Source organism: Microbacterium sp. Y832 (assembly GCF_057669765.1).
The window spans coordinates 444958-460162 of the sequence record NZ_JBYHFM010000003.1 but is presented as its reverse complement, the minus strand read 5'-3'; the positions used below and the strand labels follow the sequence as shown (position 1 = coordinate 460162).

Here is a 15205-nt window from a genome sequence, read left to right as displayed (position 1 = left end):
GCACCGTGTGAGCGTGCCTGAGTATGGGATGCCCGACGATTCTATCGAGCCCACGGACGACGCCGAACGACGCAAAGTGAACTCAGTCCAAAAAGTGCGTTAGCGTAATCTCGTCCCCGTCACGTCACAGAGGTTCCCGCATGCTCTCCCACCGCTCTCTCACTCCGCGTCTGCTGCGTGCGGCCGCCCTCACCGCAGCCGCCGCGCTCGTCCTGAGTGCGTGCGCGCCGACGGGTGACGATGCGGAAGGGACCGGCGGCGAACTGGTCTGGGCCATCGAGGGCGCGAACCTCTCTGCCGGTCACATGGATCCGCAGACGAGTCAGCTCGACGTGTCGGCCATGGTGCAGCGTGCCGTGCTCGACTCGCTCGTCTTCCAGGCCCCCGACGGCACGTTCTCGCCGTGGCTCGCCGAGGACTGGCAGATCTCCGAGGACGGACTCGAGTACACCTTCGAGCTGCGCGACGATGTCGTCTTCCACGACGGCGAGCCCTTCGACGCAGCGGCAGTGAAGGCCAACTTCGACCGCATCGTCGATCCCGAGACGAGCTCGGCGCAGGCGGCGGCGATGCTGGGCGCGGACTTCTACGCCGGCACCGAGGTCATCGACGACCACACCGTGCGCGTGTCCTTCACGCAGCCGTACGCCCCGTTCCTGCAAGCGGCCAGCACCGCGCAGCTCGGGTTCTATTCGCCCGCCGTGCTCGCCGCGGACGCCGACCTGCTCGCGGCCGGCGGGCCCGACGTCACGATCGGCACCGGGCCGTTCACACTGACCGACTACACGCCCGACCAGGAGATCGTCTACACGCGCAACGCCGATTACGCGTGGGGACCCCAGGGGCAGGGCGCACCCGAGATCGAGACGCTGCGCGTGTCGATCCTGCCTGAGCCCGCTGTGCGCGCCGGAGTGATCACGAGCGGTGAGGCCGACATCGCGGGCCAGCTTCCGCCGAGCACGATCGGCGACCTGCCCGAGGACATCACGGTCGAGTCGATCGAGCTGCCGGGTCTGCCGTACTCGCTGTACCTCAATGAGCAGTACGGCGTGTTCGCCGACGAGCGCGTCCGCCAGGCGTTCGCCCTCGGCATCGACATCGAACCCACGGTCGAGCAGGTGTTCTTCGGTCAGTACCCCCGCGCGTGGAGCATCCTCGCCTCGCCGACCCCGGGCTACGAGCCGTCCCTCGAGGGCACCTGGGACTTCGACCCCTCCGCGGCGAACACGCTGCTCGACGCCGCAGGATGGACCGAGCGCGACGCGGAGGGCTTCCGGACGAAGGACGGCGCGCGCCTCTCGGCCCGCTGGATCGCCTGGACGCCCGTGCCCGATGACCGCACGGCGCTGGCCAATGCGATCCAGTCCGATCTGCGCGAGATCGGCTTCGAGCTCGTGCGGGAGGTGCTCGAGCCGGGGGCATACAACGAGCAGTACGGCGGCAAGACGTTCGACCTGACCGACTGGGGCTTCTCGGGGGTCGACCCCGATCTGCTGCGCAGCCACCTGCACACCGAGGGGTTCCAGAACGCCTCGCAGGTGTCCGACCCTGAGATCGACGCGCTGTTGGACCGCGGCGTCGCGACGAGCGACATCGACGAGCGCAGCGACATCTACCGCGAGCTGCAGCGCTGGAACGCCGACTACACCGCGATCGTGCCGCTGTACGTTCCGTCGTCCATCACGGCCGTCTCCCCGGGCCTGAGCGGACTCTCGTACGACCTCTACGGCCGGCCCCTGTTCTACGACGCCACGGTGGAATGACCCCGGCGGGGCGCGTCCTCGCGCGGATCGCCGGCCACCTCGCCGGACTCGTCGTGGTCCTCTGGGGGGCGGCGACCCTCGCGTTCGTCGCGATGCGACTGATTCCCGGTGACCCCGTCGAGGTGATGCTGGGCCCGCAGGCCCAGGTCTCGGACTCGGTCAAGGCCGGCATCCGCCAGGATCTGGGGCTCGACCGCCCGCTGCTGCAGCAGTACATGGACTACATGGCGCGTCTCGCGCGCGGCGACCTCGGCGAGTCCTATCAACTGCGGATGCCGGTGGCAGACGTCATCGGCAGGCAGCTGCTGCCGACACTCCAGCTCACCGGTCTCGCGCTCGTCATCGCGGTCGTGCTCGCGCTGGTCGTCGCCGTCACGGTGCGGCGACGCGCCGCGCGGATCGTCGTGGCCGGGGTCGAACTGGTCATCCTCTCGTCACCGGTGTTCTGGATCGGGCTCATCCTGCTCACGGTGTTCGCCTTCACTCTGGGCTGGTTCCCCGTGACGGGGTCGCGCAACGCGGCATCCCTCGTTCTGCCGGCCGTCACATTGGCCCTGCCGACAGCTGCCCTGCTCGGGCAGGTGCTGCGCGACGGCATCGAGGCGGCCGAGCGACAGCCGTTCGCCATCACGGTGCGCGCGCGCGGCGCGAGCCCGAGCAGGATGACGCTGCGCCACACACTGAGACACGGCGCCACGGGCGCCCTCACGCTCGCCGCCTATCTCGTGGGCACACTGCTCGGCGGGGCGGTGCTCGTCGAGACGGTGTTCGGCCGCCCGGGCCTCGGCCGGGTGACGCTGGTCGCGATCACCGACCGTGATCTGCCGGTCATCGGCGGCATCATCCTGCTGAGCGCCCTCGTGTTCGTCGTGATCAACATCGTCGTCGAGCTCACCTCCGCGGTCATCGACCCGCGGCTGCGTCGACCGAAAGCGGCCGATCACGCGAGAGTGGGCGTGCCGTGAGCCGCCGTCAGATCGCGGCGCTGACCGCGGCCGGGGCTGTTCTCTCGGTCTTCCTCGCGATGGCCGTCGCGCCGTCGCTGCTCACGCCGCTCGATCCGTTGCAGACCGACGTGCGGGCAGCGCTGTTGCCGCCGAGCGCCGAACACCTGTTCGGCACGGACCAGAGCGGGCGGGATGTCTTCGCGCGTGTCGTCTACGGAGCGCGCTCGTCGCTGTCGATCGGCCTGATCGCCGTCGGGATCGCGCTCGTCGTCGGCCTCATCGTGGGCACAGCGATCGGCGCGGCACCGCGCGTCGTCGATGCCGTGGCCGTGCGCGCCCTCGATGTCGTCCTGGCCTTCCCGGAGTTCCTCATCGCGCTCGTCGTCGTCGCGATCCTGGGGCCGGGCCCCACCAACGTCGCGATCGGCGTCACGATCGCGGTGATCCCGGTCTACATCCGGCTCGCGCGGGTGCAGACACGGACGCTCCTTGCCGCCGATCACGTCGAGGCGGCGGCGCTGCTCGGCGTCGCCCGGCCGGTCGCCCTGCTGCGGCATGTCGTACCCGGTGTGCTCGGTGCCCTCAGCGTCATCGCGACGATCGGATTCGGCACGAGTATCCTCGCCGCCGCGGGACTGAGCTTCCTCGGCCTCGGAGCCGTCGAACCCGTACCGGAATGGGGTCTCATGCTCTCGGGCGGGCGCAACGTCCTCGCGCAGGCGTGGTGGATCGCCGTCTTCCCGGGACTCGCGATCACCCTCACGGTCATCTCGGCGACGGTCGTCGGTCGCACGCTGCGCGCCGCCGCGGAAGGACGCACGACATGAGCGCCCTCGACGTCGCGAACCTGCGCATCTCGTTCGACGGGCGCACCGTCGTCGACGGCGTCGACCTCGCCGTCGAACCGGGGGAGTGCGTCGCCGTCGTCGGCGAGTCCGGCGCCGGCAAATCGCTCACGGCGCTGGCTCTGCTCGGGCTGACACCGCCCGGGGCGCACGTGCGCTCCGATCGGCTCGAGATCGACGGCGCCGACCTGCGCGATGCGGGGGAGCGCGCGTGGCGCACCGTGCGCGGGGACCGGGTCGGTGTCGTCTCACAGGATGCCCTCGTCTCGCTCGACCCGCTCGCCCGCATCGGCAGCGAAGTAGCCGAGCCGCTCGAGATCCACACGCGTCTGGACCGACGTGAACGCGCGCGGCGCGTACAGGACCTGCTTCACCGGGTCGGGATGCCGCATCCTGAGCGCCGCGTGCGCCAGCACCCGCATGAGCTGTCAGGCGGCCTGCGGCAGCGTGCGCTCATCGCGTCGGCTCTCGCCGCCGGGCCGCGCGTGCTCATCGCCGATGAGCCGACCACGGCGCTGGATGCGACCGTGCAGGTGCGCGTTCTGAGTCTGCTGCGATCGCTCGTCGACGACGACGGCGTGGGTCTGCTCCTGGTCAGCCACGATCTCACCGCCGTCGCGCGCATCGCGGACCGGGTCATCGTCATGCGGGACGGGCGCGTCGTCGAGTCGGGCCCCGTCGCGCAGGTGCTGGGCGCCCCCCAGCACCCGTACACGCGCGAACTCGTCGTCGGCGCGCTGATTCCCCCCGCCGCGTCGCCCGTCGGCGGCGACATCGTGCTCGCCGCCGACGGGCTGTACAAGAGCTTCCGCGGTGTGACTGCCGTCCAGGACGTGTCGTTCACGGTTCGGGCGGGCCGCAGCCTCGGGATCGTGGGCGAGTCGGGTGCAGGAAAGACGACCGTCGCACGGCTGCTTCTCGGTGTGGAGACTCCCGACCGCGGCACGGTGCGCCTCGAGGACACACTGTGGAACCCCGCCCGCGAGAGGGATCGTCGCGCTCGCCGGGCCCGGATCCAGCTCGTGCACCAGGATCCCCGCGCTGCGTTCGATCCGCGCTGGACGATCGGCAGGTCGCTGCGCGAAGCCCTGACGGCGGGTGGCGTCCCCGCGTCGCAGCAGGCGGGGCGCACCGACGACCTGATGAAGCTCGTCGAGCTCGACGCCGCCCTGGCGCAGCGCCGTCCGGGTCAGCTCTCGGGTGGCCAGCGCCAGCGGGCCGCGATCGCCCGCGCCCTCGCGACGCAGCCCGATGTGCTCGTGCTCGACGAGCCGGTGTCGGCCCTCGACGTCTCGGTGCAGCGGCGCATCCTCGAGCTGCTGGCGCAGCTGCGGCGCGAGATGGGACTCACGATGGTGCTCATCTCGCACGACCTGTCGGTCGTCCGCGGGCTCGCCGACGACGTGCTCGTCATGAAGGAGGGCCTCGTCGTCGAACGCGGCGCGACCGCCGATGTCCTGAGCAGCCCGCAGCATCCGTTCACCTCCGAACTCGTCGCCGCCTCGGCGCGGTCGGATAGAATCGCCTGAGCAGCACCGATCCGGCCATCACCGGGGAGCTCTCGGAAGAACGGCGCAAGCCCAGTAGAACCGAGCGGGTCAGGCCCGTGACAGCCGCAGTGAAAGTGGCCGGCAACGGCAACGCGGGGTGGTACCGCGGTCCTTCACAGGGTCGTCCTCGCAGGAACCGGCGACCACGACACCTGCGAGAGATCCATGACCTACCCCCGTCCTTCAGCAAGCTCAGGAAGCGACGCTTCGGCGTTCGGACCCGCAGCGGTCGTGCCGAGCCCGCGGTTTCCCGAGATCGAGCGCGAAGTGCTCGCTTTCTGGAAAGACGACGACACGTTCCGCGCCTCGATCGAGAACCGCGAAGGCGCCGATGAGTGGGTGTTCTACGACGGCCCGCCCTTCGCCAACGGTCTGCCCCACTACGGCCACCTGCTGACCGGCTACGCCAAAGACCTGTTCCCGCGGTTCCAGACGATGCGGGGCAAGAAGGTCGATCGCGTCTTCGGCTGGGACACGCACGGCCTGCCGGCCGAGCTCGAGGCGATGAAGCAGCTCGGCATCACCGAGAAGGCCGAGATCGAAGCCATGGGCATCGACGTCTTCAACGACAAGGCTCGGTCATCGGTGCTGGCGTACACGCGCGACTGGGAGGACTACGTCACGCGTCAGGCTCGCTGGGTCGACTTCGAGCGCGGCTACAAGACGCTCAACCCCTCGTACATGGAATCCGTGCTGTGGGCGTTCAAGACGCTGCATGACAAGGGCCTCGCCTACGAGGGCCACCGCGTGCTGCCGTATTGCTGGCGGGACGAGACCCCGCTGTCGGCGCACGAGCTGCGCATGGACGACGACGTCTACCAGATGCGCCAGGATCCGTCCGTGACGGTCACCTTCCCGCTCGTCGGCGCGAAGGCCGAAGCTCTGGGCCTCACGGGTGTGCGCGCCCTCGCCTGGACGACGACCCCGTGGACGCTGCCGACGAACCTCGCGCTCGCCGTCGGTCCCGACATCCGATATGTCGTCGTGCCGGGCGGTCCCGCGGGCGCAGCCGATGTGCAGCCGGGTGATGAGCCGTTCGAGGCGACGGCGCACCGCTACCTGCTGGCGGAATCGCTTCTCGCCGGGTATGCGAAGGACCTCGGGTACGAGTCGGCACAAGCCGCGCAGGACGCCGTCGAGCAGAGCGTCCTCGGCGCCGATCTCGAGGATGTCGCCTACGACCGGCTCTTCGACTACTACGCCGATGCCGACACGTGGGGCACCGAGCGCGCGTGGCGGATCCTCGTCGACGACTACGTCACCACCTCGGACGGCACCGGCATCGTGCACCAGGCACCGGCATTCGGTGAGGATGACCAGCGGGTGACCGAAGCCGCCGGCATCCCGCTCATCATGAGCCTCGATGACGGCGGACGCTTCCTGCCCCAGGTGACGGATGTCGCGGGCGAACTGTGGATGGACGCCAACACGCCGCTCGTGCGCCTGCTGCGCCAGAGCGGGCGCCTGCTGCGCCTGGCGAGCTACGAGCACTCGTACCCGCACTGCTGGCGCTGCCGGAACCCCCTCATCTACCGCGCCGTGTCGAGCTGGTTCGTGCGCGTCACCGACATCAAGGACCGCCTGCTGGCGGGCAACGAGCAGATCACGTGGGTTCCCGAGAATGTCAAGCACGGCCAGTTCGGCAAGTGGCTCGAAGGAGCACGCGACTGGTCGATCAGCCGCAACCGGTACTGGGGCTCGCCCATCCCGGTGTGGAAGAGCGACGACGCGGCGTACCCCCGCGTCGACGTCTACGGCAGCCTCGCCGACATCGAACGCGACTTCGGCCGCCTGCCGCGTGACCCCGACGGCAACGTCGACCTGCACCGCCCGTACATCGACGACCTGACCCGCCCGAACCCCGACGACCCCACGGGCCGGTCGACGATGCGCCGCATCGAAGACGTCTTCGACGTATGGTTCGACTCCGGTTCGATGCCCTACGCCCAGGTGCACTACCCGTTCGAGAACCGCGAGTGGTTCGACTCGCACGCCCCGGCGGACTTCATCGTCGAGTACATCGGCCAGACGCGCGGCTGGTTCTACGTCATGCACGTGCTGTCGACGGCGCTCTTCGACCGCCCCGCGTTCACGGGGGTGTCGTGCCACGGCATCGTGCTTGGCAGCGACGGCCACAAGATGTCGAAGTCTCTCAGGAACTACCCCGACGTGTCCGAGGTCTTCGACCGCGACGGGTCCGACGCGATGCGCTGGTTCCTCATGTCCAGCTCCGTCCTGCGCGGTGGCAACCTGGTCGTGACAGAAGAAGGCATCCGTGCGGCCGTGCGGGAGTTCATGCTGCCGCTGTGGAGCACGTGGTACTTCTTCGCGACCTACGCCAACGCCGCTGCCCCGGGCGGTTACGAAGCGACGTGGCGCACCGATTCGACGAACGTGCTCGACCGGTACATCCTGGCCCTCACGGGTGACCTCGTGCGCGACGTCGCCGCCGACCTGGAAGGGCTCGACTCGACATCGGCGGCCGCCAAGCTGCGCGACTTCGCCGCGGCGCTCACGAACTGGTACATCCGTCGTTCGCGCGACCGGTTCTGGATCGGCGTCGACCCGTCGTCGAGCGCGGCCACCGGGACCGAGGCGTTCGACACCCTCTACACCGTGCTCGAGACGCTCACGCGCGTCGCCGCCCCGCTCATCCCGCTCGTCTCGGAGCGCGTGTGGCAGGGCCTCACTGGCGGCCGCAGCGTGCATCTGCAGGACTGGCCTGACGCCGACGCGTTCCCGCAGGCGGCGGACATCCGCCACGCGATGGACGCCGTGCGCGACGTCTCGAGCGTCGCGAACGCGCTGCGCAAGAAGGAGGGCAAGCGTGTGCGTCTGCCGCTGCCGCAGCTCACGGTCGTCGTGCCGAATGCCGCGGACCTGGCGCAATTCGAAGACATCCTCCGCGACGAGCTCAACGTCAAGGAGGTCCGGATCGACGAGTTCCGACCGGAGTCCTATGACCAGTACGGTGTCGCGCTGCGGCTCGTCGTCGACGCGCGCGTCGCAGGACCGAGACTCGGCAAGCGGGTCCAGCAGGTCATCAAGGCGGCCAAAGCCGGCCAGTGGATCGAGGATGAGCGCGGAATCGTCGTGCAGACGGCAGACGGCGACGTCGTGATGGCGCAGGGCGAAGCATCGCTCGACAGTGACGTCTCGGTGCGTCCCGAGGGCGAGGCCATGGGCTTCCTCGGCGGCAGCGACGGGTTCGTACTGCTCGACACCACGACGACGCCCGAGCTCGAGGCGGAAGGACTCGCCCGCGACGTCATCCGCGCCGTGCAGGACACGCGCAAGGCGGCCGGTTTCGACGTCAGTGACCGCATCCGTCTCGCGCTGCAGTTCGACGACGCCGGGGATGCCGCAGCGGTGGCGCAGGCGTTCACGACGGCCGACGTCGCCGGCGAGACACTCGCCGTCGCCTACGCGGTGCGGAACAGCACCGCGACGATCTTGGCGCTGGGCGACGGGGGAGACCCCGAGTTCGAGGCGACCGTCGAGCCGGGAACGTACGCCAACCGGGGCGCGTTCACCGTCTCGGTGGCACGAATGGAGGCATCCGGATGAGCGACCGCACGCGGGCTGACGCCGTGTACGAAACGCTGCTGCAGCGGCAGGGCGAGCAATGGGTGCAACCGCGCGTCGAGCGCACCGCACGCGTGCTCGAACTGCTCGATGACCCGCAGAAGACCTACCGAGTCGTGCACATCAGCGGCACGAACGGCAAGACCTCCACAGCGCGGCTCATCGAGAGCCTGCTGCGCGCCCACGGGCTGCGCACGGGGCTGTTCACGAGTCCGCACCTCGAGCGGTTCACGGAACGCATCGCGATCGACGGAGAGTCGATCTCGGATGCCGCGATCGCCGACGCGTGGGATGAGATCGAGCCGTTCGTGGCCATGGTCGACGCCGAACTGACGGCCGCGGGCGACGCGGCGCTGACGTTCTTCGAGCTCCTCACGGTGCTCGCCTTCGTCGCATTCGCGGACGCGCCGATCGACGTGCTCGTGCTCGAAGTCGGCATGGGCGGTGCGTGGGACTCGACGAATACGGCAGACGGAGACGTCGCGGTGTTCACTCCCATCGACATCGACCACGTCGATCGCCTCGGTGACACCGTGGTCGAGATCGCGACGGTCAAGGCCGGCATCATCAAGGACGGCGCGGCGGTCGTCTCGGCACAGCAGCTGCCCGCCGTGAAGGCCGTCCTCACCGACGCCGCCGAAGCGCGAGGCGCGACCATCGCGTTCGAGGGCGACGACTTCGCCCTCGTGTCGCAGCGCCTCGCCGTCGGCGGACAGCTCGTCTCGGTGCGCGGTCTCGCGGGGGTCTACGAAGACGAGTACCTGCCGCTGTACGGCTCGCATCAGGGCTTCAACGCCGCGCTCGCCATCGCCGCCGTGGAGTCACTCCTCGGTGGCGGGACGCGGGCGATCGCGGGCGACGTGCTCGCCGAGGCCTTCGGCCAGGCGACGTCCCCCGGACGCCTGCATCTCGCCGGCACGCACCCGACCGTTCTCGTCGACGCCGCGCACAACCCGCACGGCGCGCAGGCTCTCGCGACGGCTCTGCGCGAGTCGTTCGACTTCGACGAGTGGGGCGTCGTGCTGGGCGTCCTCGATGACAAGGACGCCGTGGGCATCGTCTCTGCCCTCGCCGAGACCGCCTCGCACGTCTTCGCGACGGCGCCCGAGTCGGACCGGGCGAATGAGCCTGACACGATCGCCGACGCGGCTGAGGCAGCGGGTCTGCTCGTGACGGTTCACGATGGCCTCAGCGTCGCGGTCGAGGCGGCTCGGGAATGGGCAGCGGCATCCGATCGTCGTGGCGTCGTCGTGACGGGATCGGTCGTGCTGGCAGGCCAAGCGCTCACTCTCGCCGAACTCGAAGACTGGAAGTCAGGGTGGACATCATGACCGATACACAGACACCGCGGCCGCGCCGCCGGCGCGGGGCAGCCGAGTCGCTCGCCTCGATCGTGCTGGCCTTCGAATCGGTCATCGCGTTCCTCGGCGGGCTCGTCCTCTTCGGACTCGATGCGCTGCCCGACGGCGTCGAGCGCTGGTGGGGGATCGTCGCAGGTACGACCCTCGCTGTGCTCATGATCCTGACGGGCCGGTTCGTCCGCTACCGGTGGGGAATCGTGATCGGCTGGCTGCTGCAGGTCGTCGTCGCCCTCGGCGCACTCTTTGAACCCGTCCTCATCATCGTGGCGCTCATTTTCGGCGGCATGTACGGCTATGCCACCATCAAGGGTGCGGCTCTCGATCGGCGCAACGCCGCGATCGAGGCCCAGTACTCCGACCAGGCCTGACAACGGAACGGAAACACCAGACATGACCACGGAAGAGACCCTCGTCCTCATCAAGCCGGACGGCGTCGCCCGCGGGCTCACGGGCGCGATCCTCGCCCGCATCGAAGCGAAGGGCTACGCCCTCGTCGACATCCGACTCGTCGAACCCGACCGTGCGCGCCTCGAACGGCACTACGCCGAGCACGAGGGAAAGCCCTTCTACGAGCCGCTCCTCGAGTTCATGATGTCGGGCCCGTCCGTCGCGATCCGTCTCGCCGGCAACCGCGTCATCGAGGGGTTCCGCTCGCTCGCGGGAACGACCGACCCGACGACGGCGGCGCCCGGCACAGTGCGCGGCGACTTCGGGCGTGACTGGGGCGTCAAGGTGCAGCAGAACCTCGTGCACGGCTCGGACAGCCCCGAGTCCGCCGCGAGGGAACTTGACATCTGGTTCTGACGCGAGTCAGAACAGCGAGTTCACGATGCTTACGACGGCGTTCATCTCGAGCTGGGCAAGCAGCAGCACGAGCGCATAGCTGAGGATCGTCGCGAGCGGCACCCACGACATGAGCTTGTCCGCTGCCTGGCGCACGCCGGGCGGCACGGCGAGCACACCCGAGCGCAGCACATGCAGCGTCACGAGGTAGAACGTCGGAATCGTGACGGCCCAGGTGACCATGCACCACGGGCAGAGGGTGTGCAGGTTCGGCGCGTAGATGCTCTGGCCGATGAGCCAGATCACGAAGCCGAAAGCGAAGGTCGTCCCCGCCCAGAACAGCAGCCAGAACCAGCGCGCGAAGCGAGCACGAGCGAGGATCGCCGCCCCGACCACGATCGGGGCCACCCAGCATGCGAGCCCCAGGATCGGATTCGGAAAGCCGAAGATCCTGCCCTGCCAGGCATCGAGATTCGCGCTGCACTGCACGAGGACCGAGATGTCGCAGGCCGCGCCTGCGCCGGGATTCGCGAGCGTGTCGAGTTTCGCGACGGTGAGTGAGAACGCCGCCCACCACCCGATCGCTCCGGCGATGATGAGCCACACCGCGAGAACAGTCGGGCGCGTGTGGGTCTGAGTCGGGGGCATACCTCGGATTATGGCAAACACCGCCTATGTGTGAGGCATGGATGCGGCGCGGAAATGACTGCCGCGTCCTCATGTGAGCAATCCGGCGGGGAAAGTGCGATAATGATGCGGATGCGCCGCGGCCGCGCCGCCACAGCATCATCGAAGACTTCAGGGCGATGACAGCCCTTCGCAGCCTGGGCGCACAGCCGGTTGCAGACCGAGTGAGTTCGTGGCACCGCAGGTGCGGCGCCACACGAGATTTCGCCGGGCGACGCGCGGTGTCGCCCCGCAGGGAGTACGCCAGTGATGGCTGTTGACAGCACCTCAGAAAACCCCAACGGCGACGAATCGAGCGCCCCGACGAAGGCGGAGATCTCTCCGCCTGAGGTGACCGGGCTTCCGGTCGCCGACGAAGCGCCTGACATAGAGGTGCCGAGCGACGCCGAAGCACCGGCTGCCGCGAAGAGCACCGACGACGCGCCCGAGACGCCCGAAGAGGCGCCCGAAGAGGCGACGGATGCCGACACGGAGAAGTCCGAGGCCTCCGGCCCCGTCACAGCCGTGTCGCTCGGCCTGCTTCCCGAGACCTTCGTCTCGGAAGTGACGACCGATCTGCACTTCTACGCACCCGAGGTCGCGCCGCTGCCTTCGCTCCCCGAGGAGCGTCCGCAGATCGACGACCAGTTGTCGTCGACGAGTTCGCGCCGACGGGGGCGTCGACGCGGGGGAGACCGTGACGACGATCACGGCGACTCCGCGCCGCCCCCCCGCCAGCGCGCTGTCGAGCTCATCACCGAGCCGCAGCGCATCAAGGGCTCGACCCGTCTCGAGGCCAAGAAGCAGCGTCGTCGTGATGGCCGGGAAGCCGGTCGTCGCCGTGCCGTCGTGACCGAGGCGGAGTTCCTCGCACGCCGCGAGGCCGTCGACCGCGTCATGATCGTCCGCTCGAAGAACGGTCGCGTGCAGATCGCTGTGCTCGAGGACAGCGTGCTCGTCGAGCACTACGTCGCGCGCAACCAGGACGCATCCCTCATCGGCAACGTCTACCTCGGGCGCGTGCAGAACGTGCTCCCGAGCATGGAGGCGGCGTTCGTCGACATCGGCCGCGGGCGCAACGCCGTGCTGTACTCGGGCGAGGTCGACTGGGATGCGGTCGAGACCGGCAATCAGCCGCGCCGCATCGAGCTCGCCCTCAAGTCGGGCGACAAGGTCCTCGTGCAGGTCACGAAGGATCCCATCGGCCACAAGGGCGCGCGCCTGACGAGCCAGATCTCTCTCCCGGGCCGCTACCTCGTGTACGTCCCCGGCGGCGCGATGAACGGCATCTCACGCAAGCTTCCCGACACCGAGCGGGCACGTCTGAAGAAGATCCTCAAAGAGGTCCTGCCGGAGTCCTCGGGCGTCATCGTGCGCACGGCGGCCGAAGGGGCGACCGAGGAGCAGCTCACCCGCGACGTGCAGCGCCTGACCAAACAGTGGGAGCACGTCTCCCGTCAGGTCGATTCGATCCAGGCGCCCGCGCTGCTGCACTCCGAGCCGGATCTGCTGGTCAAGATCGTGCGCGACGTCTTCAACGAGGACTTCTCGCGCATGCTCATCCAGGGCGACGAGGCGTACGCGACGATCACGAAGTACCTCGAGTCCGTCGCCCCCGACCTGCTCGACCGCGTCGAGGCCTACGAAGACGACATCGACCCGTTCGACGCGTATCGGATCACCGAGCAGATCGAGAAGGCCCTCGACCGCAAGGTCTGGCTGCCCTCGGGTGGTTCTCTCGTGATCGACCGCACCGAGGCGATGACCGTCGTCGATGTCAACACCGGCAAGTTCGTCGGCTCGGGCGGCAACCTCGAAGAGACCGTCACCAAGAACAACCTCGAGGCTGCCGAAGAGATCGTCCGTCAGCTCCGCCTGCGCGACATCGGCGGCATCATCGTGATCGACTTCATCGACATGGTGCTCGAATCCAACCGCGACCTCGTGCTGCGTCGCGTCGTCGAGTGCCTCAGCCGCGACCGCACCAAGCACCAGGTCGCCGAGGTCACCTCGCTCGGGCTCGTGCAGATGACCCGCAAGAAGCTCGGCCTCGGCCTGCTCGAGACCTTCAGCGAGGCGTGCGACGTGTGCGCGGGCCGCGGTGTCATCGTGCATCACGATCCCGTCGTCAAGCACCGCGCGTCATCGGGCGGCTCGTCCAGCGGACGCCGCTCGCGCGGTGCCACGACTCCGCCGCCCGGTTCCAACGGAACGCACGTCATCACCGAAAGCGCCAAGACGGCGCTCGCGCAGATTGCGGCATCGACGATCCACCACGACGAGGCCGACGATCAGGCCCCTGTTGTCGAGGCGCCCGTCGAGCGCCCGAAGAAGCAGCGAAAGAAGCGGCGGGACTCGTCCGCGAAGGACGCCAATCCACCCCGCACCGAGAAGGACGCGCTGCTGGATTCGGTGCTCAGCGCGCTTCCTGAGCCCAAGGCTCCGGGCCAGGGGCGGTCTCGCCGCCGGGTCTCGACGGCCGCGCTGACGGGCACGCCGGTCTCGCCGACGACGTCGCCGGTCGCACCCGCCTCAGAGGACTGAGCCCGCCGTCACAGCCCGCGTCGTTCGCGGGCTGTGACGCGCAGGCCGGATGCGATCAGGCGGCGCACGAGCTCGTGCCCGCTGACGTGCTCGGCACCGGCGGCGACGAGCCGGGCATGACTCTCGTCCGGCACGTCGTAATGGTCGAGGTCGAAGCCGCGACGGGGGATCCCGTTGGCCGCCGCGAAGGTGTGCAGCTCGGTAAGATCGGTGTCGCTCACGAGGTGCGCCCACAGTCTTCCGTGGGCGGGCCAGAGCGGGTCATCGAGGAGGATCGCCACCCCGCGATCCTAGGCGGGCCATGACAGCGGCCGGTGCTTTTGCGGGAGATCGTTCCATCCGGTAAAGTATTCCTTTGGTGCGTCCCGTGTCGCATGCCTCCCGGCGTTCGTCGACAGCTCAGCCCAGCTCAGCCGTCCGCACCAAGACTTTCCAGTCTCAATCGGAGCATCCCGCTCCCAGACGAAATCAGGTGTGAAGTGGTTTACGCAGTTGTGCGAGCCGGTGGCCGGCAGGAAAAGGTAGAGGTCGGCACCATCGTCGTCCTCGACCGTCAGGCTGCCTCGATCGGCGACAAGATCGAGCTTCCGGCCTTGCTCCTCGTCGACGGTGACGCCGTGACGAGCGACGCCGACAAGCTCGCCAAGGTCAAGGTCACTGCCGAGGTTCTCGGTGAGCTTCGCGGACCGAAGATCATCATCCAGAAGTTCAAGAACAAGACCGGCTACAAGAAGCGCCAGGGCCACCGTCAGGACCTCACGCGCGTCAAGATCACCGACATCAAGTAAGTCCAGGAAGAGACGCAGAGATGGCACACAAAAAGGGCGCAAGCTCCACCCGCAACGGTCGTGACTCCAACGCACAGCGCCTCGGCGTGAAGCGCTTCGGCGGCCAGAAGGTCCTCGCCGGCGAGATCATCGTCCGCCAGCGTGGCACGCACTTCCACCCCGGCGCGAACGTCGGTCGCGGCGGTGACGACACGCTCTTCGCCCTCGAAGCCGGTGCTGTCCAGTTCGGCCAGAAGGGCGGCCGCAAGGTCGTCAACATCGTCGCCGCAGCGGCGGAGTGACCTCGACAGGTCTCACCGACCAGCGGTAGTACACCTTCAGCGAAGGGGGCGGGCTCCGGCTCGCCCCCTTTCGCATTCCTCAGACAGATAGG

Annotated in this window: 13 protein-coding genes; 11 read left to right on the top strand and 2 right to left on the bottom strand. The window is 68.7% G+C overall.

All coding sequences use genetic code 11. The annotated features are described in order from the left end of the window. Window positions 1-140: 140 nt before the first annotated feature. The 8 genes from AC25YV_RS07865 to ndk all read left to right on the top strand — a co-directional run bounded on the left by AC25YV_RS07865 (window position 141) and on the right by ndk (window position 10855). Window positions 141-1763: an ABC transporter substrate-binding protein gene (locus tag AC25YV_RS07865; RefSeq protein WP_488123275.1), complete on the top strand. Its 1623-nt coding sequence runs from the start codon at window positions 141-143 to the stop codon at window positions 1761-1763. Beyond that, window positions 1760-2728 (top strand): ABC transporter permease, encoded by a 969-nt coding sequence (locus AC25YV_RS07860; protein ID WP_488123274.1) that lies wholly within the window; start codon window positions 1760-1762, stop codon window positions 2726-2728. The genes AC25YV_RS07865 and AC25YV_RS07860 overlap by 4 nt, the downstream gene beginning before the upstream one ends. Continuing rightward, the gene (locus AC25YV_RS07855; RefSeq protein WP_488123273.1) at window positions 2725-3537 is read left to right on the top strand and encodes an ABC transporter permease; all 813 of its coding nucleotides are present in this window, start codon (window positions 2725-2727) and stop codon (window positions 3535-3537) included. The genes AC25YV_RS07860 and AC25YV_RS07855 overlap by 4 nt, the downstream gene beginning before the upstream one ends. Then, window positions 3534-5084 (top strand): dipeptide ABC transporter ATP-binding protein, encoded by a 1551-nt coding sequence (locus AC25YV_RS07850; RefSeq protein WP_488123272.1) that lies wholly within the window; start codon window positions 3534-3536, stop codon window positions 5082-5084. Before AC25YV_RS07855 ends, AC25YV_RS07850 begins: the two co-directional genes overlap by 4 nt. A gap of 186 nt (window positions 5085-5270) precedes the next feature. Next, window positions 5271-8672, top strand: a complete 3402-nt coding sequence (gene ileS, locus AC25YV_RS07845; protein WP_488123271.1) for an isoleucine--tRNA ligase — start codon at window positions 5271-5273, stop codon at window positions 8670-8672. Next, the gene (locus AC25YV_RS07840; RefSeq protein ID WP_488123270.1) at window positions 8669-10021 is read left to right on the top strand and encodes a bifunctional folylpolyglutamate synthase/dihydrofolate synthase; all 1353 of its coding nucleotides are present in this window, start codon (window positions 8669-8671) and stop codon (window positions 10019-10021) included. The genes ileS and AC25YV_RS07840 overlap by 4 nt, the downstream gene beginning before the upstream one ends. Beyond that, the gene (locus AC25YV_RS07835) at window positions 10018-10419 is read left to right on the top strand and encodes a DUF4233 domain-containing protein (protein ID WP_488123269.1); all 402 of its coding nucleotides are present in this window, start codon (window positions 10018-10020) and stop codon (window positions 10417-10419) included. The genes AC25YV_RS07840 and AC25YV_RS07835 overlap by 4 nt, the downstream gene beginning before the upstream one ends. Window positions 10420-10441: 22 nt before the next feature. Then, window positions 10442-10855 (top strand): nucleoside-diphosphate kinase, encoded by a 414-nt coding sequence (ndk, locus tag AC25YV_RS07830; protein WP_488123268.1) that lies wholly within the window; start codon window positions 10442-10444, stop codon window positions 10853-10855. Window positions 10856-10861: 6 nt separating this feature from the next. On the opposite strand, the gene AC25YV_RS07825 is transcribed toward ndk, so the two are convergent. Next, a complete protein-coding gene (locus AC25YV_RS07825; protein ID WP_488123267.1) occupies window positions 10862-11482 on the bottom strand; it encodes a vitamin K epoxide reductase family protein in 621 nt (206 codons plus the stop codon). 288 nt (window positions 11483-11770) lie between these two features. Between AC25YV_RS07825 and AC25YV_RS07820 the strand changes: the two genes are divergently transcribed. Continuing rightward, window positions 11771-14044 carry an Rne/Rng family ribonuclease gene (locus AC25YV_RS07820; RefSeq protein WP_488123266.1) on the top strand — a complete coding sequence of 758 codons (2274 nt, stop codon included), beginning with the start codon at window positions 11771-11773 and terminating at the stop codon, window positions 14042-14044. A gap of 8 nt (window positions 14045-14052) precedes the next feature. On the opposite strand, the gene AC25YV_RS07815 is transcribed toward AC25YV_RS07820, so the two are convergent. Beyond that, a complete protein-coding gene (locus AC25YV_RS07815; RefSeq protein ID WP_488123265.1) occupies window positions 14053-14325 on the bottom strand; it encodes a DUF4031 domain-containing protein in 273 nt (90 codons plus the stop codon). A gap of 198 nt (window positions 14326-14523) precedes the next feature. Here AC25YV_RS07815 and rplU point away from each other — a divergent pair, with 198 nt between their 5' ends. Further along, on the top strand, window positions 14524-14832 hold the full coding sequence (gene rplU / locus AC25YV_RS07810) for a 50S ribosomal protein L21 (RefSeq protein ID WP_488123264.1): 309 nt from the start codon (window positions 14524-14526) through the stop codon (window positions 14830-14832). Between the two features lie 20 nt (window positions 14833-14852). Then, complete coding sequence (gene rpmA / locus AC25YV_RS07805) at window positions 14853-15113, top strand: 50S ribosomal protein L27 (RefSeq protein WP_488123263.1); 261 nt, start codon at window positions 14853-14855, stop codon at window positions 15111-15113. The last annotated feature ends 92 nt before the right edge of the window (window positions 15114-15205 follow it).

Bases quoted from the DNA above. Each gene is read 5' to 3' on its own strand.
- AC25YV_RS07820 (WP_488123266.1), top strand. From the start codon at position 11,771: ATGGCTGTTGACAGCACCTCAGAAAACCCCAACGGCGACGAATCGAGC.
- AC25YV_RS07850 (WP_488123272.1), top strand. From the start codon at position 3,534: ATGAGCGCCCTCGACGTCGCGAACCTGCGCATCTCGTTCGACGGGCGC.
- ndk (WP_488123268.1), top strand. From the start codon at position 10,442: ATGACCACGGAAGAGACCCTCGTCCTCATCAAGCCGGACGGCGTCGCC.
- AC25YV_RS07825 (WP_488123267.1), bottom strand. From the start codon at position 11,482: ATGCCCCCGACTCAGACCCACACGCGCCCGACTGTTCTCGCGGTGTGG.
- AC25YV_RS07840 (WP_488123270.1), top strand. From the start codon at position 8,669: ATGAGCGACCGCACGCGGGCTGACGCCGTGTACGAAACGCTGCTGCAG.
- AC25YV_RS07860 (WP_488123274.1), top strand. From the start codon at position 1,760: ATGACCCCGGCGGGGCGCGTCCTCGCGCGGATCGCCGGCCACCTCGCC.
- AC25YV_RS07835 (WP_488123269.1), top strand. From the start codon at position 10,018: ATGACCGATACACAGACACCGCGGCCGCGCCGCCGGCGCGGGGCAGCC.
- ileS (WP_488123271.1), top strand. From the start codon at position 5,271: ATGACCTACCCCCGTCCTTCAGCAAGCTCAGGAAGCGACGCTTCGGCG.
- AC25YV_RS07865 (WP_488123275.1), top strand. From the start codon at position 141: ATGCTCTCCCACCGCTCTCTCACTCCGCGTCTGCTGCGTGCGGCCGCC.
- rpmA (WP_488123263.1), top strand. From the start codon at position 14,853: ATGGCACACAAAAAGGGCGCAAGCTCCACCCGCAACGGTCGTGACTCC.